Genomic DNA, 18,981 nt, shown 5'->3' on the forward strand with positions numbered 1-18,981 from the left:
GCCCCCCCATCTCAACTCTTGTTGGCCGCCAGATCGCTCACCAGGCGGTTGACCGGATCGCTCATGTTGGTGAACTTGCTCAGCTCCGAGCGGGTCACCACCACGAACACCCCGACGTTTTTCGCCGGGATCATCGCCATGTAGGTAATGAACCCGCCGCCGCCGCCGGTCTTCTGAATGATGCCCGGCAGCCCGTCCTTCGGCGCCATATACACCCAACCCAACCCCAGCGCATCCGCTTGCCCCGGCACGTCCATACCCTTCAGCGACACCAGATCGTGACGCTGGAAGTACATGGTTTGCTCGCTGGCGGCGGTGGCTTTGCGCGGACCGCTGGCGCTGGAGGAGAGGAATTGTTGCATCCAGCGCTGCATGTCGCGCGGGGTGGAGTAGACGCCGCCGCTGCCGGCTGCGGCGGTGGTGTCGCGGCAGGCGCTCGGGCCGGCCGCCGCCACCATCAGGCGCGAGCACTGCTCGGGGCTCGGCGTCAGCGTGGTGTCGACCATGCCGAGCGGCGCGGTGATTTTCTCTTTCAGCAGCGCGTTGTAAGGCTTGCCCGCGGCGCGCGACAGCGCGTCGGCCAGCAGGTCATATGCCAGGTTGGAGTAGGCGGCGTGTACGCCCGGCGGCACCGTGACGTTGGCATGCGCCAGCCACTGCCAGCGCTGGGCCTTGGTCGGCCAGGTGAACACCGGCGTTTTCGGCGGCTTCTTGCCCGGCTGCTCGCGCGGCAGCGAGCTGGTGTGCGTCGCCAGGTTCAGCAGGGTGATCGGCTGCCCGGCGTTGTAAGCCGGCACATAGGCGCCTTTGGGGGCGTACTTGCGCAGCGGGTCGGTCAGTTTGACCTGGCCTGCCGCCGCCATCTTCACCATCACTTCGCTGGTCATCAGCTTGGTGATCGAGGCGATGCGGATCAGCGAATCCGGGCGCGGGCGCAGGTTGTTGCCGGGCTTGGTGTCGCCAAAGCTGCGGTTAACCACTTGATTGCCGTCGATCACCACCAGCGCCATGCCGGTGGCGCCGCTGTTGTAGAAAATATGTTCGGCATACTGGTCGACGATTTGCGAAGCCAGCTGCGGGGGCGCGGCCTGCACGGCCAGCGGCGCGGCGCACAGGCCCAGCGCCAGCAATAAAGCGGAGACAGAGTTCTTCAACGGTCGTTATCCATTTAACAATGCAGCGGGAAAGGGCGTTATTCGTCGCCCAGTGTAATGCCCCCAGGCCCCTGCTGCATGTAGAAAAAAGAGCGGTGGCTATAAAATTTTTTAACCGCCGGCGGCTTACTGCGCGCGGGCGAAAATGGCGATCACTTCGTCCAGGTGCGCCTTCATCGCCTTGCGGGCGCCGCGCACATCGCGCGCTTCGATCGCCGCCAGGATCGCCCGGTGTTCCAGCTCGGAGCGGTGCGGCATGTCGTCCGGCGTATAGTGGCGCTGCAGCACGCGGAACATGCTGCCGTAGCGGTGGCCGAGCAGGTGCCCGATGATGAACGCATAGGCCGGGTTGCCGCTGGCCTGGGCGATGCGGATGTGGAACAGCCGATCGCCGGGGTGGGTGGCGGAGCCGGCGCGGTTATCGCGGCAGTTCTGCTCATAGGCGGCGCGGATGCCCGCCAGCTCCTCGTCGGTGGCGTGGCGCGCGGCCAGCGCGGCGGTCTCCGGTTCGATCAGCAGGCGGGTTTGCAGCAGTGAAAACGGCGGCAGCTCGGCGTTGAAATCCAGCTCGATATTCAGTTCGTCGTCGATCTCCGCCCACTGGTTGCGGCCGGCCTGGACCATCACCGATTCCTGCGACGCCGGCGGCGGCGTTTGCGAACGCACGATCACCCCGTTGCCCACCTTGACGTCCACCAGGCCGATCACTTCCAGCGCGATAAGCGCCTCGCGCACCGACGCGCGGCTGACCTGCAACTGCTGGGCGAGATCCCGCTCCGAGGGCAGGCGGCTGCCCGGCGGAAATTCGTTATTTTCGATAAGACGTTTGAGCTGGTCAGCTATCTGTCTGTAAATTCTTGGGTTTTCCAGTCGGGTAATCGGCATTTTTGACCTTTGACGATTCGGCGTTCAGTGATTTGGCGCACAATTATGCGACAAGGCGCTTGAGTAATCGTTATTCAAGTGTAAAAAAATGGTTAATTGAAATGCGGTTTCAAGGCTGTTTTATTAACTTCTTCCCCCAACGATAACGCGTAAAGCGTCTCTTGTCATGTTAGAGGCCTGACCTTTAACCGCCTTTAGTGGCCTGACCATTAGACCTTTAGGCCGAGGAGTCAAGATGGATTTAACCGGGAAACGCGTACTGATCACCGCCGCTGGGCAAGGGATCGGTTTTACCACCGCCAGGCTGTTCGCCGCCGCCGGCGCCGACGTGATCGCCAGCGACATCAACCTCGAGCGCCTGCAGGGCTCTGCCGGGATCCGCGCGCTGGCGCTGAACGTCACCGATCCGGCCGCCATCGCGGCGGCGGCGGAAGCGATCGGCCCGATCGACGTGCTGTTCAACTGCGCCGGCGTGGTGCACAGCGGATCGATCCTCGATTGCACCGAAGATCAGTGGGCGTTCGCGCTCGATCTCAACGTCACCGCGATGTTTCGCATGATCCGCGCTTTCCTGCCGGGCATGTTGGCGCGCGGCAAAGGCTCGATCATCAACATGTCCTCGGTGGCCTCGAGCGTGAAAGGGGTGCCGAACCGCTTCGCTTACAGCGCCAGCAAGGCGGCGGTGATCGGCCTGACGCGCTCGGTGGCGGCGGACTACGTCACGCAGGGCATCCGCTGCAACGCCATCTGCCCCGGCACGGTGGAGTCGCCGTCGCTGCGCCAGCGTATTGCCGAGCAGGCGCGCGAGCAGGGGCGCAGCGAGCAAGAGGTGTATCAGGCGTTCGTCGCCCGTCAGCCGATCGGGCGCATCGGCACCACCGAGGAAATCGCCCAATTGGCGCTGTATCTGGCTTCTGACGCCAGTTCATACACCACCGGCACGGTGCAGATCATCGACGGCGGCTGGAGCAACTGAGCCGCCATTTTTGAGAGAGGAAGGCATGAAACTTTTACGTTACGGGCAACCCGGGCAAGAGCGCCCCGGCATGTTGGATGCGCAAGGCCGCCTGCGCGATTTGTCGCAGCATATCGCCGACGTGGGGGGCGCCGCGTTATTGCCGGCGTCGCTCGCCAAACTGCGCGCGCTGGACAGTGCCACGCTGCCGCTGGTCGAAGGGCAGCCGCGCCTCGGCGCCTGCGTCGGCGGCATCGGCAAGTTTATCTGCATCGGCCTGAACTACGCCGATCACGCGGCGGAGACCGGTGCCGCCATTCCTGAGGAACCGGTGGTGTTCAACAAATGGACCAGCGCGGTGATCGGCCCCCACGATCGGGTGGAGATCCCGCGCGGCTCGCAGAAAACCGACTGGGAAGTGGAGCTGGGCGTGGTGATCGGCCTGGGCGGGCGCTACATCAGCGAAGCAGACGCGATGCGCCACGTCGCCGGTTATTGCGTGATCAACGACGTCTCAGAACGCGAATATCAAATTGAGCGCGGCGGCACCTGGGACAAGGGCAAAGGCTGCGACACCTTTGGGCCGATCGGGCCCTGGCTGGTGACCGCCGACGAGATCGCCGATCCGCACAGCCTGAACCTGTGGCTGGAGGTGGACGGCAAGCGCTATCAGGACGGCAACACCAGCACCATGATCTTCCGCATTCCGCAAATCGTCAGCTACCTCAGCCGCTTCATGAGCCTGCAGCCGGGTGACGTGATTTCCACCGGCACGCCGCCGGGCGTCGGCATGGGGCAAAAACCGCAGCCCATCTACCTGCGGGCGGGCCAGACGATGCGTCTGGGCATTGAAGGGCTGGGCGAACAGCGCCAGCAAACCGTACAGGCTTAACCGGGAGCGCCGCCATGACCACCATTACCGCACTGCGGGTTGAAGACATTCGTTTCCCCACCTCGCTGGGGCTGGACGGATCCGACGCCATGAATCCGGATCCCGACTATTCCGCCGCCTACGTGATCCTGGAGACCGATCGTGCGGATCTCAGCGGCCACGGGCTGACGTTCACCATCGGCCGCGGCAACGAGATCTGCTGCGCGGCGATCCGCGCGTTGGAGCATCAGATCGTCGGTGAGCGGCTGGAGACGATCGCCGCTGACATGGGCGCCTTCTGGCGGCGCTTCACCAGCGACAGCCAGCTGCGCTGGATCGGGCCGGACAAAGGCGCTATTCACCTGGCGACCGGCGCGGTGGTCAACGCGGTGTGGGATCTGTGGGCCAAATCGGTCGGCAAGCCGGTGTGGCGGCTGGTGGCGGAGATGACGCCGGAGGAGCTGGTACGCTGCATCGACTTCCGTTACATCACCGACTGCATCACGCCGCAGGAAGCGCTGGCGCTGTTGAAACAGCGGGCCGAGGGCAAAGAACGCCGCCTGGAACGGCTGCTGCAGGAAGGGTATCCCTGCTACACCACTTCGGCAGGTTGGCTGGGCTACCCGGATGACAAGCTGCGCCGCCTGTGCCAGGAAGCGGTCGATGCCGGTTTCTCCTACCTGAAGCTGAAGGTCGGGCGCGATCTGGAAGACGATATTCGCCGGGTGCGCATCGCCCGCGAGGTGATCGGCCCGGATCGGCGACTGATGATCGACGCCAACCAGGTGTGGGAGGTGGACGAAGCCATTCCGTGGGTGAAGCATCTGGCGTTCGCCAAACCCTGGTTTATCGAAGAGCCGACCAGCCCGGACGACGTGGAAGGGCATCGTCGCATCCGCGAAGGGGTGGCGCCGGTCAAGGTGGCCACCGGTGAGATGTGCCAGAACCGCATCATGTTCAAGCAGTTCATCATGCGCGGCGCGGTAGACGTGGTGCAGATCGACGCCTGCCGCCTCGGCGGCGTCAACGAAGTGCTGGCGGTGATGCTGATGGCGGCCAAATACCAGCTGCCGGTCTGCCCGCACGCCGGCGGCGTCGGGCTGTGCGAGTACGTGCAACACCTGTCGATGATCGACTACCTGTGCATTGCCGGCACCCACGAAGGCCGGGTGATCGAGTACGTCGATCATTTGCATGAACACTTTGTCGATCCCTGCGTGATCAACGGTGCGGCCTACATGCCGCCGAGCCGTCCCGGTTACTCGATCGAGATGCATCCGTCGTCGATCGAGCAGTATCGGTTCCGCGGGTGAGGCGGGAGGATCGCATGCCGCGCATCGACGCTCACCAGCACTACTGGCGCTATCACCCGCAGCGCTACCCGTGGATCGACGAGCGGATGCACGTGCTGCGACAGGATTTCGATCCGCCCCGGCTGCGGCCGCTGTTGCAGGAACACGGTTTCGACGGCGCGCTGGCGGTGCAGGCGCGCCCCAGCGAAGACGAGACGCTGGCCCTGCTGGCGCTGGCTGAGCAGGGCGAGGGCATATGCGGCGTGGTGGGCTGGCTGGATATCACCGCGCCACAGCTGGCGCAGCGTCTGGAGGCCTGGCGACCTTACAGCGCGCTGCGCGGGGTGCGCCATCAGGTGCAGGACGAAGCGGATCCGGCGGCCTGGCTGGCGCGGCCCGAGGTGGAACGCGGCATGCAAACGCTGCAGCGTGCCGGGTATGTGTACGAGATCCTGGTGACGCACCGGGATCTGGCGGCCGCGGCGGCGTTTGCCGGCCGCCACGACCAACACTGGCTGGTGCTGGATCACTTCGGCAAGCCGGACATCGCGCGCGGCGCGCGGCACTGGGCGCAGCAAATCCGGCCGTTGGCGGCGCTGCCGCACGTGGCCTGCAAGCTCTCGGGGCTGAGCACCGAGGCGCCGGGTGGCCGGTGGCGGGCGGAGGAACTGCTGCCGTTCTTCGACGCCGCGCTGGAGGCGTTCGGTCCGCAGCGGCTGATGTTCGGCTCCGACTGGCCGGTGTGCCTGCTGGCCGGCGACTACCGCCAGGTGGTGCAACTGTGCGAACGGGCGCTGTCGACGCTGGGGGCTGCCGAGCAGGCGGCGATTTGGGGCGATACCGCCCGGCGAATTTACGGGTTAACGGAGTCTGGTTATGGATCTGTATCTGCAAGATAAGGTGGTGCTGGTCACCGGCGGCGGTGCCGGCATCGGCGCGGCGATTGCTCATGTGCTGGCTGAAGAGGGGGCGATCCCGGTGCTGGTCACCAACGCCGCGCCGGAGGCGGCGCTGCTGGCCGATTTGCAGCGACTGCAGCCGCGCACCGGGGTGATCCTCACCGAATTGTGCGACGAGGCGGCCTGCCGCCGGGCGGTCAGCCAGACGCTGGCGACCTTCGGCCGCATTGACGGGCTGGTGAACAACGCCGGGGTCAACGACGGCGTCGGGCTAGAGGCGGGGCGCGAAGCGTTCGTCGGCTCGCTGGAAAAGAACCTGGTGCACTACTACCTGATGGCGCACCTGTGCCAGGCGGCGCTGCGGGAGAGCCGGGGCGTCATCGTCAACATCGCCTCCAAGACTGCGCTCAGCGGCCAGGGCGGCACCAGCGGCTACACCGCCGCCAAGGGCGCGGTGCTGGCGCTGACGCGCGAATGGGCGGTGTCGCTGCGCCATGATGGGGTGCGGGTGAACGCGGTGGTGCCGGCGGAGGTGATTACCCCGCAGTACCAGCGCTGGCTCAACACCTTCGCCGACCCGCAGCGGCAGATGGAGAAGATCACCGCGCGCATTCCGCTCGGACAGCGCATGACCACGCCGCAGGAGATCGCCGATACCGTGGCGTTTCTGCTGTCGTCGCGGTCATCACACACCACCGGACAGTGGCTGTCGGTGGACGGCGGCTACCTGCATCTCGATCGGGCGCTGACGTGAGCGGCGCGGCGGCAGGGCGGCGCCGTTTCTGCCAGGCGCTCGATCTGATTGACTCGCCGGCGCTGATTGCGGAGTACCAGCAGCATCATCAGCGCATTTGGCCGGGCATCGCCGCGCATTTGCGCGAGCACGGCATTCTGGACATGGAGATTTACCGGTTGGGCACCCGGCTGTTCATGATCGTGGAGGTCAGCGCCGATTTCGACGCCGCGCGTTTTGACGCCGCCAGCCTGAACAACCCCGAAGTACAGCGATGGGAAGCGCTGATGTGGCACTACCAGGCCGCCACCCCCTGGACGCCGCAGGGCGAAAAATGGGTGGAAATGGCGCGGATTTTCTCTCTGCAACAGCAATAACGCCAACATCATCATCGCCAGACGATACGAGGGTATCACCATGCTTGCTGAAAAAAGTGCGGCCTCCGCGCAGCCGGGCGTCCCCGTGACCGCCAATCTGCGCTGGGCCTTTATCCTGGTCACCAGCCTGTTCTTCATGTGGGGGCTGTCCTATGGCCTGCTGGACGTATTGAACAAACATTTTCAGGAGACGTTGCACGTCACCAAGGCGCAGTCGGGGCTGCTGCAGGCGGCCTACTTCGGCGCCTATTTCCTGGTGGCGCTGCCCGCCGGGTACTTTATGGATCGCAAGGGCTATAAGGCGGGCATTCTGGTCGGGCTGTGCCTGTACGCGCTGGGGGCGTTGCTGTTCGTGCCGGCGGCGTCGGCCAACAGCTTCGGCGTCTTCCTGTTCGCGCTGTTCGTCATCGCCAGCGGCCTGGGCTGCCTGGAAACGGCGGCCAACCCGTACGCCACGGTGTTGGGCGACGCGCAGGGCGCCGAACGGCGGCTCAACCTGGCCCAGTCGTTCAACGGCCTCGGGCAGTTTATCGGCCCGTTGATCGGCGGCACGCTGTTCTTCTCCGCCGGCCAGTCCGTCGGCGGCGGCGATCAGAGCGCGGTGAAGATGACCTATGTGGCGATTGCCGTGCTGGTGTTGCTGATCGCGCTGTTGTTCAGCCGCACCCGACTGCCGGCGATCCGCGAAGAGGAAAAACCGGTGCACGGCGTGATAGCGCAGGGGTTGTGGCAGCATCCGCATTTCGTCGGCGGGGTCATCACGCAGTTTTTCTACGTGGCGGCGCAGGTGGGCGTGGGGGCGTTCTTCATCAACTACGCCACCGAGCACTGGCGCGAGGTGTCTAACCAGAGCGCCTCTTACCTGCTGTCGATCGCCATGATCTGCTTTATGGTCGGACGTTTCTTCAGTACCTGGCTGATGGGACGGGTCAAACCGGCGACGCTGCTGGCGGTCTATGCGCTGATCAACATCGCGCTATGCGGCGTGGTGATGCTGAGCGTCGACGGCGTATCAGTGGTGGCGCTGATCGCGGTGTTCTTCTTTATGTCGATCATGTTCCCGACCATTTTCGCCCTGGGGGTGAAAAATCTGGGCAAGCACACCAAGCGCGCCAGCTCGTTCATGATCATGGCGATCGTCGGCGGTGCCATCATGCCTTACTTTATGGGGGCGCTGGCCGACCGTTACAGCACCGCGCTCTCTTATCTGCTGCCGCTGCTGTGCTTCGCGGTGGTGTTGGTTTACGGCCTGCGGCAGCGCCGCGCCTGATTCACCCCGGCGGCGAATCGGCTTTCGCCGCCGTTTTCGGCATCTGCCGCCGGGTCCCCATCAGGATGGCCAACGCCAGCAGCAGCACCAGGCCGGACAGCGCGCCGTTTATCGTCAGGCCGCCGGCATCCACCACCAGCCCGCCCACCAGCGAACCGCAGGAAATCGCCAGGTTAAACAGCGCGATATACAGTGAAGAGGCGACCTCGGCCGCATCGGGCGCCGCCTTGAGCATCCACGCCATCAGCGCAACGGAAACGCCGCCGTAGGCGATGCCCCACAGCAGCAGGAAGGCGCCGCCGCTCAGCGGCGTGTGGCCCAGCAGCGGCAGCAGCAGGACGGCGAGCGCCAGCCCGAGGGCGATCAGCGCCAGGGTGCGGCACAGTCGTTTGGCGGCGGCCTGGCCGGCGATAAAATTCCCGACGAGGCCGGCGATGCCGTAGGCGAACAGCAGCGGCCCCACCCAGCGGCTCTCGGTGCCGGAGACCGTCTGCAGCAGCGGACGGACAAAGGTGTAAGCCATAAAGTGACCGGCGACCAGCAGAAACGTCAGCAGCAGCCCGGTCAGCAGCCGGCGATTCGCGCGTTGCGCGGTGAACGACCGCCAGCCGATCGCCTGCGTGACCGGCAGCGGCGGCAGCACGCACACCAGCAGGAGCAGGGTCAGCGCCGCCAGAACGGCGACCGCCAGAAACGCCATGCGCCAGCCCAGCGCTTCGCCGAGGAATACCCCGAGCGGCACGCCGAACACCGAGGCCGCCGCTACGCCGCCGAAGATGATGGACAGCGCCAATCCGACGGAGGCCGGCGGCACCAGGCGTTCCGCCAGCCCGCCGGCGATGGCCCAGATACCGCCGATGCAAAAGCCCAGCAGAATGCGCGCAGCGAACAGCAGCGCCAGGGAGGTGGCGGCGGCGGCCAGCAGGTTAGCGGCGATCAGCAGCAGCAGAAAGCCCGCCAGCAGGTTGCGGCGGTCCGTGCGCCGGGCGCCCAGCACCACCAGCGGGGCGAACAGCGCGGCGAACAGGGCCGGCAGGGAAATCAGCAGCCCGGCGCGGCCGATCGATGCGTTCAGGGTGCTGACGATCGGGGTCAGCAGCCCGACGGGCAGCATTTCTGCGGTGACGACGGTAAAGGTGGACAGGCCGACCGCGAAGGTCGCCAGCCACGCTTTTGCGCCGCCGTCGGCGTGTAAGGCACTCATAATGACTCTCCCAACAGATGACGAACCTCAGTGTATCCGCGCCAAAATGGCTGATAAACTGGCCTGAATGCGCAACATTGGGGACAAAGCGTGGCTAATTTACCGTCTATGCCGTTGGATAACCTGACCGACCTGCTGGTATTCATTCGCGTCGCCGACGCCTGCAGCTTCACGCTGGCGGCCGAGAGACTGGGCATCTCCCGATCGGCGGCGGGCAAATGCGTGAACCGATTGGAGGCGCGATTGGCGACCCGGCTGCTGCAACGCACCACGCGCAGCGTCAGCCTGACCGAAGACGGCGCGGTGTTTTACGAATATGCGCAGCGCATCCTGTCGCAGGCCGAAGAGGCGGAAACGGCGCTCAATACGCGGCGGCAAACCCCGCGCGGGCGGCTGCGGCTGGATGTGCCGGTCTCGTTGGGGCGGTTGCATATTTTGCCGATTCTGCGGGAATTTTTGGCGCAGTGGCCGGAGGTGGACGCCGACGTCAGCTTCTCCGACGATTACAGCGATTTGGTGCGCGACGGCATCGACATGGCGATCCGCGTCGGCGGCAGCGACGACAGTCGGCTGGTGCGGCGGGTGCTCGCGCCGCACCGCCTGATCACCTGCGCGGCGCCGGACTATCTGGCGCGCTACGGCACGCCTGCGACACCGGAGGCGCTGGGCGATCACGAGACGCTGGTCTTCAGCCACCAGGGATTGCCGGCGCCCTGGCGCTATCGGGTTAACGGCCAACTGCACGAACAGCCGGTGCGCGGCCGGATGCGTTTCAACAATGTCGAGGCATTGCGGGATGCAGCCGTCGCCGGGGCCGGTCTGTGTCAGGTAGGGGCGTTTCTGGTCGGTGAACAGATGGCGGCCGGCACGCTGGTGCCGGTGCTGGAACGCTATTGTCGCCCGGGGCCGCCGATCTGCGCCGTCTATCCCAGCCGACGCCATCTCTCCCCCAAAGTGAAACTGTTTCTGGCGGCGATCGAACGGCGCTGGCAGGGCAAGGCGATTTGGGAAACCGTTTAGCGTGTCAATTCCTGCGGTTGCAGCAGGGCGGGCTCGACGTTTTGCGCCAGCTGAATATTGTTGCGGCCGCTGTGCTTCGCCAGATAGAGCGCGGCGTCGGCCGCGCCTATCGCCGATTCGATGTCCAGTTTTTCCAACGCGGAGATGCCGGCGCTGAGCGTCAGCGTGCCGCTGTGCTGCGGACTGGCGCCGTGCGGGATGTTCAGCTCCGCCACCCGCTGGCGCACCCGTTCGGCCAGTTGCGCCGCGTAGCCTTCGTGCACGTTGGTCAGCAGCACCAAAAATTCTTCCCCGCCGTAACGCACCACGATGTCGCGCGAACGCACCGCATCGCGGATGGCGACCGCCACCTGCACCAACGCCCGATCGCCCATGGCGTGGCCGTAGCTGTCGTTATAGACCTTGAAGTGGTCGATATCCAGCAACAGCACGTAATGATGGCCGGTTTGCGGTTCCAGCAGCATCGTGATCTTATTCTCCAGCCCGCGCCGGTTATAAAGGCCGGTCAGAGGATCGATCATGCTCAAATTATTGAATTTATCTCGCTCGTTATACAGGTTGGCCACCAGCGCGTGAGTAAAGATTTCACTGCGTTTCAACATCAGGTGGTGGATGGAGAAAGCGATAATAGGTAATAGCGTGGTGAATAATATCCGCAGGGTATTATGCATGCCGTCTAAAGCCAGGATCACCATTGCGGAAGGCACGGCGTGTAAACAAAAGGCGGTAAAGTTGTCCGTCAGGGAAATAGCGCTGATAAAAAAGATGCTAAACAAACTAATTAATAAAAAATCTTGGTTATTCGGTAGGCAATATTGACTTTTAACGTAAATATGTGCGGCCCAGAGCAGGCCGAGCACGCCGGCGAACAGGTTGAGTTTGCACAAGTATTTGCGTGGCGTTTGCAGGGACAATAGCGCGGCTACCAGACAAAATAGCGGTATACATAATAAAGGTAGGGTAAATGCGGGCGTATCCCTAAAAGGGAACAATAATGTAAATACGGAAGAGGCGGCATTCATTATCAGAAAAAGAAATAATGCCAGGCGCTGCTTGCTGTTCAGTAATTCCTGATAAGAACGGGCGTTCATACGGAGGTCACTCTTTGCAAAGTCGTTCTGTCGAATAATTAAGGTTGAGAAGCATTCCTTTGGCGCGAATATCCACTTGAATTGCATGGTTGAGGATTGTGATTATTATCATGCAAACAGGACTAGGAATTTTCTTATGTCAAATTATCATTTTTTCATGCTGGTGTCATCTGGGTTTGGTCAGCGCAGTGAAAATGATGCGGCGGCCAAAAAAGTGTTATATGATATTGGTTATCATTATCACTTGAAGGGGGGTTGTCATGCTCACCGCCATGATTGCCGCGTGCGGGCTGTGGGGCGTCAGTTGGTGCCTCGGGGATCGCCTGGCCAGCGCCTGGGGCGTTTTGCTGCCTTGTGCGCTGATGCCGCTGCTGGCCTTGATCGACCTGGATATGGTGCAGTTGCGCACCCTGATCGTGATAGCGATGTTGGCCACGCTGGTGATGCTGTTCAACAGCCGGCTGCGCCACTATCTGCTGCTGCCTTCCTGTATGGCGCTGGCGGGCGGCCTGGCGGCTGTCAGTCTGAACTTCAGCTTCGGGTGAAACGCCGGAAACGGCAAAACCACGCTTAAGCGTGTGATTCATCAATGCGTTGGGATTTTTTCGAGGATACTGCCGGGGAGATCATCAATTGGTGCGAAGAGAGGGACTTGAACCCTCACGTCCGTAAGGACACTAACACCTGAAGCTAGCGCGTCTACCAATTCCGCCACCTTCGCACAGTCGATGTTGTTGCTTTGATTTATATTACGTCGCCAGCGTGGTGCGAAGAGAGGGACTTGAACCCTCACGTCCGTAAGAACACTAACACCTGAAGCTAGCGCGTCTACCAATTCCGCCACCTTCGCATCGATGCTGAGTGCAATATAAATCATGTGGTTATTTGGTGCGAAGAGAGGGACTTGAACCCTCACGTCCGTAAGGACACTAACACCTGAAGCTAGCGCGTCTACCAATTCCGCCACCTTCGCGTACCAGAAACATTACCGGAGTAACGTTACCACGGAGGCGAATTCTAGAGATTTTGGCGGACACGTCAACAGTTATTTCCCCGCTTTGCGGGCGTTTGCTGGAAAAACAGCCATATCGCCGCTTTTCTGCTGGTCAAACAGCCAAATCAGCCAATCAATCAACACTCTGACCCGCGGCGCCAGGAAACGGCCGGGCGGATACATGATGTAAATCGGCATCGGCGGAGGCGGCGTTTCCGCCAGCACTTCCACCAGTTCGCCCTGTTCCAGCCAAGGGGCAAGCGAATAGCGCGCCGCCTGTATCAATCCCATGCCGGCGCGCGCGCCGGCGATATAGGCGTCGGCGCCGCTGACGCTCAGCCGGGCGGGCAGTTCGCGCAGTTCCAGATTGCCGCCGCGGCAAAACTCCAGCGGGTAATCGCGGTTGCTGGCCAGCGAAAAATACCCCACCGCGCGGTGCGGCGTCAGGCTATCGATGTCGAGCGGCGTACCGTGGGCCTGCAGGTAAGCGGGAGAAGCGCAGGTGACCTGCGGCAACTGGGCGATGCGCCGCGCCACCAGGCTGTCGTCTTCGGTTTCCCAGGCGCGCAGCACGCAGTCCACGCCTTCGCGCAGCAGATCGACGTGGGTGTCGTTGGCGCCCAGCGCCAGCGTGATGTCGGGATAGCGCCGGTAGAAGTCGTCCAGCGCCGGAATGACGACCTCGCGCGCCAGCGAATGGGGCATATCGATGCGCACTTTGCCGGACGGCTGCAGCTTATGGTGGCTGAACAGCGTGTCCGCCTCCTCCAGCGCGCCCAGCAACTGCACGCAGCGTTGATAGTAGAGACTGCCTTCGCTGGTCACCTGCACCTGGCGGGTGGTGCGGATCAGCAGGCGCACGCCCAGCCGCTGTTCCAGCCGTTTCAGCGCGTTGCTGACCGTGGCGCGCGGCAGCTGCAGGCGTTCGGCCGCCCGGCTGAAGCTGCCCAGTTCGACGATGCGGGTAAAAATGCGCATGGCTTGAACCTGATCCATTACCACTCCGGATTGTTGGTGATTTTTGAACAGTGATGTGCAATCTGCATTATTTATCTTTGTCGAGTAAACAACCAGACTTTGCTGCGTTATCCATTCACCGCATGAGGGCAGCACAATGCAACAACGTAAACTCGGTTCCCACGGTCCCGTCGTCTCCGCCCTGGGGTTGGGATGCATGGGCATGAGCGACTTCTACTCCACCGGCGCCGATCGGCAGGAAGCCATCGCCACGCTGCACCGGGCGCTGGAGCTGGGCGTCACGCTGCTCGACACCGCCGACATGTATGGCCCGCACACCAACGAAGAGCTGGTGGGGGAAGCGATCAAAGGCAAGCGGCAACAGGTGTTCCTGGCCACCAAGTTCGGCATTCTGCGCGATCCGGCGGATCCTTCGGCGCGCGGCGTCAGCAGCCGGCCCGAGTATATCCGGCGCTCCGTCGAGGGCAGCCTGCGGCGCTTGGGCGTGGAGGAGATCGATCTTTATTATCAGCACCGGGTCGATCCGCAGGTGCCGATCGAGGACGTCGTGGGCACGATGGCGGATCTGATCCGCGAAGGCAAGATCCGCCACATCGGCCTGAGCGAGGCGTCGGTCGCCACGCTGGAGCGGGCGCACAAGGTGCATCCGATCACCGCGCTGCAGACCGAATATTCGCTGTGGACGCGCGACGCCGAGCAGGGCGTGCTGGCGGCCTGCGAGCGCCTGGGCATCGGCTTTGTGCCCTACAGCCCGTTAGGGCGCGGTTTCCTCACCGGCGCTATCCAGCGGCCGGAGGATCTGGCCGAGGACGACTTCCGCCGCAGCAACCCGCGCTTCCAGGGGGAAAACTTCAGCCGCAATCTGGCGCTGGTGGAGAAGGTGAGCGAGCTGGCGGCGCAGAAGGGCGTTAAACCTTCGCAGCTGGCGCTGGCCTGGGTGTTGGCGCAGGGGGAACACGTCGTGCCGATCCCCGGCACCAAACGCCGTCGTTACCTTGAAGAGAACGTCGCGGCGGCGGAGATAACGCTGAGCGCGGCTGAGCTGGCGGCGATTGAAGCGGTGTTCCCGCTGAGCGCGGCGGCCGGCGATCGCTACGGCGCGGAGTCGATGACCTACATCAACGGTTAAAAAAAAGCGCGGCCTGCAGGCCGCGCTCTGTCGTTTTCCGCCAACGGCGAATTATTTCTTCTTCGGCGCGCGCGGCGGACGGCCGACGGTCGCCTGGTACACCTTGAAGCGGCCGTTCTGCGCCAGCACTTCGTGGCTGCCGAAGGTGGCGTCCAGAATGTCCGGGTATGGCAGGAAGGCGTTGGCGACAATGCGCAGTTGGCCACCGATCGGCAGGTGCTTCACCGCGCCGCGGATCAGAGTTTCGGCGGCGGTCAGGCTGGTCTGCAGCCCGTCGTGGAACGGCGGGTTGGAGATGATCATGTCGAAACGGCCGGTGATGTCGGAGTAAACGTTGCTGACGATCACTTCCCCTTCGATGCCGTTGGCGGCCAGCGTCGCGCGGCTGGATTCCACCGCGGCGGCGTTGACGTCGCTGAGGGTCAATTTGACTTTCGGCGACAGCTTGGACATTACCGAGGCCATGACGCCGGCGCCGCAGCCGATGTCCAGCACCTTGCCTTTCATGTGTTTTTCCAGCGTCGACAGCAGCAGCGAGCTGCCGACGTCCAGACCGTCGCGGCTGAACACGCCCGGCAGCGTTTTCACTTCCAGATCGTGCAGCTGATAGCTGTCCCACCAGTCGTTCAGGTCGAACTTGGTCTGCGCGTCCAGGCGACCGTGATACAGGCCGCAGCGGCGCGCGCTGTCGATTTTCACCAGCGTGACGTGGCCTTCCAGCGTTGGCTCGGCGCTGCGCACGCCGCTGCGGTTTTCACCGACCACGAACACGTCCGCGCCCACCGGCAGCAGCGCCAGGATGTTGCACAGCTGGAATTGCGCTTCCTGCTTGCTCTTCGGCCAGTAGTAAACCAGCGTGTCGCAGTCGGCGACGAAAGCGGGATCGACGGTCAAACCGAACTGCACGTTATCGCCCATCGTCCGGTTCAGTAACTGCCAGTGATGGTATTGCTGAGTGTGGACGCGCACGTCCGCGGCCTCGAATTGGGCCGGCAGGCTGTCCTGCAGGTCGCCGGCAAACAGCACGCGGCGTTCGATAAATTCATCACTGTGGCGCAGCATGACTTCACTGGCGGGGGTTAATGCAGACATCAGATATTGGCTCCTGGAAATGAGACCGGGGATTATAGAGCTTTGTGGCGATATGTTCGACGGGTTTGTTGGCGCGGGCTGCGCGGGTTTGTTAGCATAGCGCGGCGCATGGCAGGCATGGCGCACCACAACGGGTAGGAATCGGCATGGCATCAAAACGCGACTGGCTGTTACAACAACTGGGTATTACGCAGTGGACATTGCGCCGCCCGGGCGTGTTGCAGGGCGAAGTGGCGGTCAGTCTGCCGCCCGAGACGCGCCTGCTGGTGGTGGCGCAGACGCTGCCGGCGCCCGACGATCCGCTGTTTTGCGACGTGCTGCGCAGCCTGGGGCTGACGCCGGCGCAAACCTACAGCCTGACGCCGGAACAGGTGGCGATGCTGCCTGAAGAGACCGCATGCAACAGTTGGCGGCTGGGCGTGACGGAACCGCTCGCGGTCGCCGGCGCGCAGCTACACAGCCCGGCGCTGGCCGAGCTTTCCCAAGACGCGGGGGCCAAACGCGCCCTCTGGCAGCAGATTTGTCATCATGAACACGATTTCTACCCTGACGGCGGCCGACCTGGCCACGGCCTTCAACATTGAGCAAGCCAGCCACGCTTTCCCCTGGACGGAAACCACCTTTGCCAGCAATCAGGGCGATCGCTACCTTAACCTGAAGCTGAGCGCCGATGGGGAGATGGCGGGGTTCGCCATCACGCAGATCGTGCTGGACGAAGCCACGCTGTTCAACATCGCCATTCATCCGCAGCACCAGCGCCGGGGCTTTGGCCGCCTGCTGCTCAACGCGTTGATTGAACAGCTGGAGAGCCGCGGCGTGGTTACGCTGTGGCTGGAAGCCCGTGCCTCCAACCAGGCGGCGATCGCGCTGTATGAAGATCTCGGTTTCAACGAAGTCACCGTGCGCCGCAATTATTACCCGAGCGCCCACGGCCGCGAAGACGCGATCGTGATGGCGTTGCCGCTGGGGTAATCAGCCCGGCCGGAAAAAGCATTGATTGTCACCGGTTGGCAAATCGGCGAAAATGCCCGGCTGTTATCTTTTATTCACCGCTTTGCCCGGCGCCGCGATCGGCGCGTTCTGATGATGTCGCAGGGCGGACTAACCGTAGAACCTGAAAACCATGTCTCCTAGTGAATTTGCCCGCGAAGTCTCCAAAAGAAGAACTTTCGCCATCATCTCGCACCCCGATGCCGGTAAAACCACCATTACCGAAAAAGTGCTGCTATTCGGACAGGCGATCCAGACCGCCGGTACGGTAAAAGGCCGCGGCTCCAGCCAGCACGCCAAATCCGACTGGATGGAAATGGAAAAGCAGCGTGGGATCTCGATCACCACCTCGGTGATGCAGTTCCCGTATCGCGACAGCCTGGTCAACCTGCTGGATACCCCGGGGCACGAGGACTTCTCCGAAGATACGTATCGCACCCTGACCGCCGTGGACTGCTGTCTGATGGTGATCGACGCCGCCAAGGGCGTTGAGGATCGCACCCGCAAGCTGATGGAAGTCACCCGTCTGCGCGACACGCCGATCCTGACCTTCATGAACAAGCTGGACCGCGACATCCGCGATCCGATGGAAGTGATGGACGAAGTCGAGCGCGAACTGAAAATCGCCTGTTCGCCTATCACCTGGCCGATCGGCTGCGGCAAGCTGTTTAAAGGCGTTTATCACCTGTACAAGGATGAAACCTACCTGTACCAGACCGGTAAAGGCCACACCATTCAGGAAGTGCGCATCGTCAAGGGCCTGAACAACCCGGAGCTGGATGTCGCCGTAGGCGAAGATCTGGCGGCGCAGCTGCGCGATGAGCTGGAGCTGGTGCAGGGCGCTTCCCACGAGTTCGATCAGGCGGCGTTCCTGAGCGGCGAGCTGACCCCGGTGTTCTTCGGTACCGCACTCGGTAACTTCGGCGTGGATCATATGCTGGACGGTCTGGTGGCCTGGGCGCCGGCGCCGATGCCGCGCAAAACCGACACCCGTGAAGTGACGGCGGCGGAAGAGAAATTCACCGGCTTTGTGTTCAAGATCCAGGCCAACATGGATCCGAAGCACCGCGACCGCGTGGCCTTTATGCGCGTGGTGTCCGGCCGTTACGAGAAGGGCATGAAGCTGCGTCAGGTGCGCACCGGCAAAGACGTGGTGATCTCCGACGCGCTGACCTTTATGGCCGGCGACCGTTCGCACGTGGAAGAAGCCTATCCGGGCGACATCATCGGTCTGCACAACCATGGCACCATTCAGATCGGCGATACCTTCACCCAAGGTGAAGACATGAAGTTCACCGGCATCCCGAACTTCGCGCCGGAACTGTTCCGCCGCATTCGCCTGCGCGATCCGCTGAAGCAGAAACAGTTGCTGAAGGGGCTGGTGCAGCTGTCCGAAGAGGGCGCGGTGCAGGTGTTCCGCCCGATCGCCAACAACGATTTGATCGTCGGCGCGGTCGGCGTGCTGCAGTTCGACGTGGTGGTGGCGCGTTTGAAGAGCGAGTACAACGTGGAAGCGCTGTATGAGTCGGTCAACGTGTCGACGGCGCGCTGGGTCGAATGCGACGACGTGAAGAAGTTCGAAGAGTTCAAGCGCAAGAACGAGATCAACCTGGCGCTGGACGGTGGGGACAACCTGTCCTACATCGCGCCGACCATGGTGAACCTCAACCTGACGCAGGAACGCTATCCTGACGTGACCTTCCGCAAGACCCGCGAACACTGATACATCGGCAGGGCGCCTGGTGCGCCCTGCCAGTTCCCCGTATTCTCACTCCGCTAATTAATAAATCTTCCTCATATTTTATCCTGCGAATCGATGTCGCCCAGGCGAGACGCGATTGGCCTGCGTTTTCCGCCGCATGGTCTATCTTTAACGAGATGTCCGCACATTGCTTGAGAGTAAATCACTGTAATACGCTGATTGTTTGGTGAGTTATTCTGATGTGTTGCCGATAGGAGACAGTCTGTTTCCTTAAATATCAATGAGATGACTGTTTTGCCGTTTCGTGTCACTTGGTCTGTCGTCAATAGGCGACAGTTTTTTGAT

The 18,981-nt window shown here is 62.7% G+C and carries 19 protein-coding genes and 3 tRNA genes; 13 read left to right on the plus strand and 9 right to left on the minus strand.

Annotated elements, in window-relative coordinates; genetic code table 11:
- Positions 1–11: 11 nt before the first annotated feature.
- Positions 12–1,154, minus strand: a complete 1,143-nt coding sequence (gene ampH / locus ACUTQY_RS14360) for a D-alanyl-D-alanine-carboxypeptidase/endopeptidase AmpH (RefSeq protein ID WP_060659979.1) — start codon at positions 1,152–1,154, stop codon at positions 12–14.
- Positions 1,155–1,280: 126 nt separating this feature from the next.
- Positions 1,281–2,039 carry a FadR/GntR family transcriptional regulator gene (locus ACUTQY_RS14365; RefSeq protein WP_046688196.1) on the minus strand — a complete coding sequence of 253 codons (759 nt, stop codon included), beginning with the start codon at positions 2,037–2,039 and terminating at the stop codon, positions 1,281–1,283.
- 235 nt (positions 2,040–2,274) lie between these two features.
- Here ACUTQY_RS14365 and ACUTQY_RS14370 point away from each other — a divergent pair, with 235 nt between their 5' ends.
- The 7 genes from ACUTQY_RS14370 to fucP are packed head-to-tail and all read left to right on the plus strand — an operon-like array spanning position 2,275 to position 8,436.
- The gene (locus tag ACUTQY_RS14370) at positions 2,275–3,015 is read left to right on the plus strand and encodes an SDR family oxidoreductase (RefSeq protein ID WP_128868734.1); all 741 of its coding nucleotides are present in this window, start codon (positions 2,275–2,277) and stop codon (positions 3,013–3,015) included.
- Between the two features lie 25 nt (positions 3,016–3,040).
- Positions 3,041–3,886, plus strand: coding sequence for a fumarylacetoacetate hydrolase family protein (locus ACUTQY_RS14375; protein ID WP_046688198.1), 846 nt, complete (start codon positions 3,041–3,043; stop codon positions 3,884–3,886).
- Between the two features lie 14 nt (positions 3,887–3,900).
- On the plus strand, positions 3,901–5,178 hold the full coding sequence (locus ACUTQY_RS14380; protein WP_025305193.1) for an L-fuconate dehydratase: 1,278 nt from the start codon (positions 3,901–3,903) through the stop codon (positions 5,176–5,178).
- Positions 5,179–5,192: 14 nt separating this feature from the next.
- Entirely contained in the window at positions 5,193–6,056 is an 864-nt protein-coding gene (locus ACUTQY_RS14385; protein WP_046688199.1) for an amidohydrolase family protein, read from the plus strand.
- A complete protein-coding gene (locus ACUTQY_RS14390) occupies positions 6,034–6,810 on the plus strand; it encodes an SDR family oxidoreductase (protein WP_046688200.1) in 777 nt (258 codons plus the stop codon). Before ACUTQY_RS14385 ends, ACUTQY_RS14390 begins: the two co-directional genes overlap by 23 nt.
- Positions 6,807–7,166 (plus strand): L-rhamnose mutarotase, encoded by a 360-nt coding sequence (locus ACUTQY_RS14395; protein WP_015376547.1) that lies wholly within the window; start codon positions 6,807–6,809, stop codon positions 7,164–7,166. The genes ACUTQY_RS14390 and ACUTQY_RS14395 overlap by 4 nt, the downstream gene beginning before the upstream one ends.
- 40 nt (positions 7,167–7,206) lie before the next feature.
- Positions 7,207–8,436, plus strand: coding sequence for an L-fucose:H+ symporter permease (gene fucP / locus ACUTQY_RS14400; protein ID WP_046688201.1), 1,230 nt, complete (start codon positions 7,207–7,209; stop codon positions 8,434–8,436).
- Position 8,437: 1 nt separating this feature from the next.
- On the opposite strand, the gene ACUTQY_RS14405 is transcribed toward fucP, so the two are convergent.
- The gene (locus ACUTQY_RS14405) at positions 8,438–9,640 is read right to left on the minus strand and encodes an MFS transporter (RefSeq protein WP_046688202.1); all 1,203 of its coding nucleotides are present in this window, start codon (positions 9,638–9,640) and stop codon (positions 8,438–8,440) included.
- Positions 9,641–9,748: 108 nt separating this feature from the next.
- On the opposite strand from ACUTQY_RS14405, the gene ACUTQY_RS14410 reads away from it, so the two are divergent.
- Positions 9,749–10,660 (plus strand): LysR family transcriptional regulator, encoded by a 912-nt coding sequence (locus tag ACUTQY_RS14410; RefSeq protein WP_101453549.1) that lies wholly within the window; start codon positions 9,749–9,751, stop codon positions 10,658–10,660.
- Here ACUTQY_RS14410 and ACUTQY_RS14415 read toward each other — a convergent pair.
- Positions 10,657–11,751, minus strand: coding sequence for a GGDEF domain-containing protein (locus ACUTQY_RS14415; RefSeq protein ID WP_046688204.1), 1,095 nt, complete (start codon positions 11,749–11,751; stop codon positions 10,657–10,659). The two genes, ACUTQY_RS14410 and ACUTQY_RS14415, sit on opposite strands and share 4 nt — an antisense overlap.
- A 260-nt stretch (positions 11,752–12,011) precedes the next feature.
- Between ACUTQY_RS14415 and ACUTQY_RS14420 the strand changes: the two genes are divergently transcribed.
- Positions 12,012–12,296, plus strand: a complete 285-nt coding sequence (locus ACUTQY_RS14420; protein WP_033641783.1) for a DUF1435 domain-containing protein — start codon at positions 12,012–12,014, stop codon at positions 12,294–12,296.
- Between the two features lie 89 nt (positions 12,297–12,385).
- On the opposite strand, the gene ACUTQY_RS14425 is transcribed toward ACUTQY_RS14420, so the two are convergent.
- The 4 genes from ACUTQY_RS14425 to ACUTQY_RS14440 form a co-directional block, all read right to left on the minus strand.
- Positions 12,386–12,472: transfer RNA gene (locus tag ACUTQY_RS14425), tRNA-Leu, on the minus strand.
- Positions 12,473–12,514: 42 nt separating this feature from the next.
- Positions 12,515–12,601 (minus strand) — tRNA-Leu (locus tag ACUTQY_RS14430).
- A 36-nt stretch (positions 12,602–12,637) separates the two neighbouring features.
- Positions 12,638–12,724, minus strand: a tRNA-Leu gene (locus ACUTQY_RS14435).
- Between the two features lie 72 nt (positions 12,725–12,796).
- Positions 12,797–13,741 (minus strand): LysR substrate-binding domain-containing protein, encoded by a 945-nt coding sequence (locus ACUTQY_RS14440; protein ID WP_445583304.1) that lies wholly within the window; start codon positions 13,739–13,741, stop codon positions 12,797–12,799.
- Positions 13,742–13,859: 118 nt separating this feature from the next.
- On the opposite strand from ACUTQY_RS14440, the gene ACUTQY_RS14445 reads away from it, so the two are divergent.
- Complete coding sequence (locus ACUTQY_RS14445) at positions 13,860–14,852, plus strand: aldo/keto reductase (protein WP_046688205.1); 993 nt, start codon at positions 13,860–13,862, stop codon at positions 14,850–14,852.
- Between the two features lie 51 nt (positions 14,853–14,903).
- Here the strand turns inward: ACUTQY_RS14445 and rsmC are convergent, their stop codons facing one another.
- The gene (gene rsmC / locus ACUTQY_RS14450; protein ID WP_046688206.1) at positions 14,904–15,944 is read right to left on the minus strand and encodes a 16S rRNA (guanine(1207)-N(2))-methyltransferase RsmC; all 1,041 of its coding nucleotides are present in this window, start codon (positions 15,942–15,944) and stop codon (positions 14,904–14,906) included.
- A gap of 146 nt (positions 15,945–16,090) precedes the next feature.
- Here rsmC and ACUTQY_RS14455 point away from each other — a divergent pair, with 146 nt between their 5' ends.
- The 3 genes from ACUTQY_RS14455 (at position 16,091) to prfC (ending at position 18,657) form a co-directional block, all read left to right on the plus strand.
- Positions 16,091–16,528, plus strand: coding sequence for a DNA polymerase III subunit psi (locus tag ACUTQY_RS14455; RefSeq protein WP_046688207.1), 438 nt, complete (start codon positions 16,091–16,093; stop codon positions 16,526–16,528).
- Positions 16,473–16,916 (plus strand): ribosomal protein S18-alanine N-acetyltransferase, encoded by a 444-nt coding sequence (gene rimI / locus ACUTQY_RS14460; RefSeq protein ID WP_046688208.1) that lies wholly within the window; start codon positions 16,473–16,475, stop codon positions 16,914–16,916. The genes ACUTQY_RS14455 and rimI overlap by 56 nt, the downstream gene beginning before the upstream one ends.
- A 151-nt stretch (positions 16,917–17,067) precedes the next feature.
- Positions 17,068–18,657, plus strand: a complete 1,590-nt coding sequence (prfC, locus tag ACUTQY_RS14465; protein WP_033641789.1) for a peptide chain release factor 3 — start codon at positions 17,068–17,070, stop codon at positions 18,655–18,657.
- The last annotated feature ends 324 nt before the right edge of the window (positions 18,658–18,981 follow it).

The sequence above is a fragment of the Serratia sp. TSA_130.1 genome, assembly GCF_052691795.1.

Excerpts from the sequence above, each read along its gene's own strand:
- rimI (WP_046688208.1), top strand. The coding sequence starts at position 16,473 with ATGAACACGATTTCTACCCTGACGGCGGCCGACCTGGCCACGGCCTTC.
- ACUTQY_RS14420 (WP_033641783.1), top strand. The coding sequence starts at position 12,012 with ATGCTCACCGCCATGATTGCCGCGTGCGGGCTGTGGGGCGTCAGTTGG.
- ACUTQY_RS14445 (WP_046688205.1), top strand. The coding sequence starts at position 13,860 with ATGCAACAACGTAAACTCGGTTCCCACGGTCCCGTCGTCTCCGCCCTG.
- ACUTQY_RS14365 (WP_046688196.1), bottom strand. The coding sequence starts at position 2,039 with ATGCCGATTACCCGACTGGAAAACCCAAGAATTTACAGACAGATAGCT.
- ACUTQY_RS14370 (WP_128868734.1), top strand. The coding sequence starts at position 2,275 with ATGGATTTAACCGGGAAACGCGTACTGATCACCGCCGCTGGGCAAGGG.
- ACUTQY_RS14380 (WP_025305193.1), top strand. The coding sequence starts at position 3,901 with ATGACCACCATTACCGCACTGCGGGTTGAAGACATTCGTTTCCCCACC.
- fucP (WP_046688201.1), top strand. The coding sequence starts at position 7,207 with ATGCTTGCTGAAAAAAGTGCGGCCTCCGCGCAGCCGGGCGTCCCCGTG.
- prfC (WP_033641789.1), top strand. The coding sequence starts at position 17,068 with ATGTCTCCTAGTGAATTTGCCCGCGAAGTCTCCAAAAGAAGAACTTTC.
- ACUTQY_RS14455 (WP_046688207.1), top strand. The coding sequence starts at position 16,091 with ATGGCATCAAAACGCGACTGGCTGTTACAACAACTGGGTATTACGCAG.
- ACUTQY_RS14375 (WP_046688198.1), top strand. The coding sequence starts at position 3,041 with ATGAAACTTTTACGTTACGGGCAACCCGGGCAAGAGCGCCCCGGCATG.
- ACUTQY_RS14440 (WP_445583304.1), bottom strand. The coding sequence starts at position 13,741 with ATGGATCAGGTTCAAGCCATGCGCATTTTTACCCGCATCGTCGAACTG.
- ACUTQY_RS14405 (WP_046688202.1), bottom strand. The coding sequence starts at position 9,640 with ATGAGTGCCTTACACGCCGACGGCGGCGCAAAAGCGTGGCTGGCGACC.
- rsmC (WP_046688206.1), bottom strand. The coding sequence starts at position 15,944 with ATGTCTGCATTAACCCCCGCCAGTGAAGTCATGCTGCGCCACAGTGAT.
- ACUTQY_RS14390 (WP_046688200.1), top strand. The coding sequence starts at position 6,034 with ATGGATCTGTATCTGCAAGATAAGGTGGTGCTGGTCACCGGCGGCGGT.
- ACUTQY_RS14385 (WP_046688199.1), top strand. The coding sequence starts at position 5,193 with ATGCCGCGCATCGACGCTCACCAGCACTACTGGCGCTATCACCCGCAG.
- ACUTQY_RS14415 (WP_046688204.1), bottom strand. The coding sequence starts at position 11,751 with ATGAACGCCCGTTCTTATCAGGAATTACTGAACAGCAAGCAGCGCCTG.
- ACUTQY_RS14410 (WP_101453549.1), top strand. The coding sequence starts at position 9,749 with ATGCCGTTGGATAACCTGACCGACCTGCTGGTATTCATTCGCGTCGCC.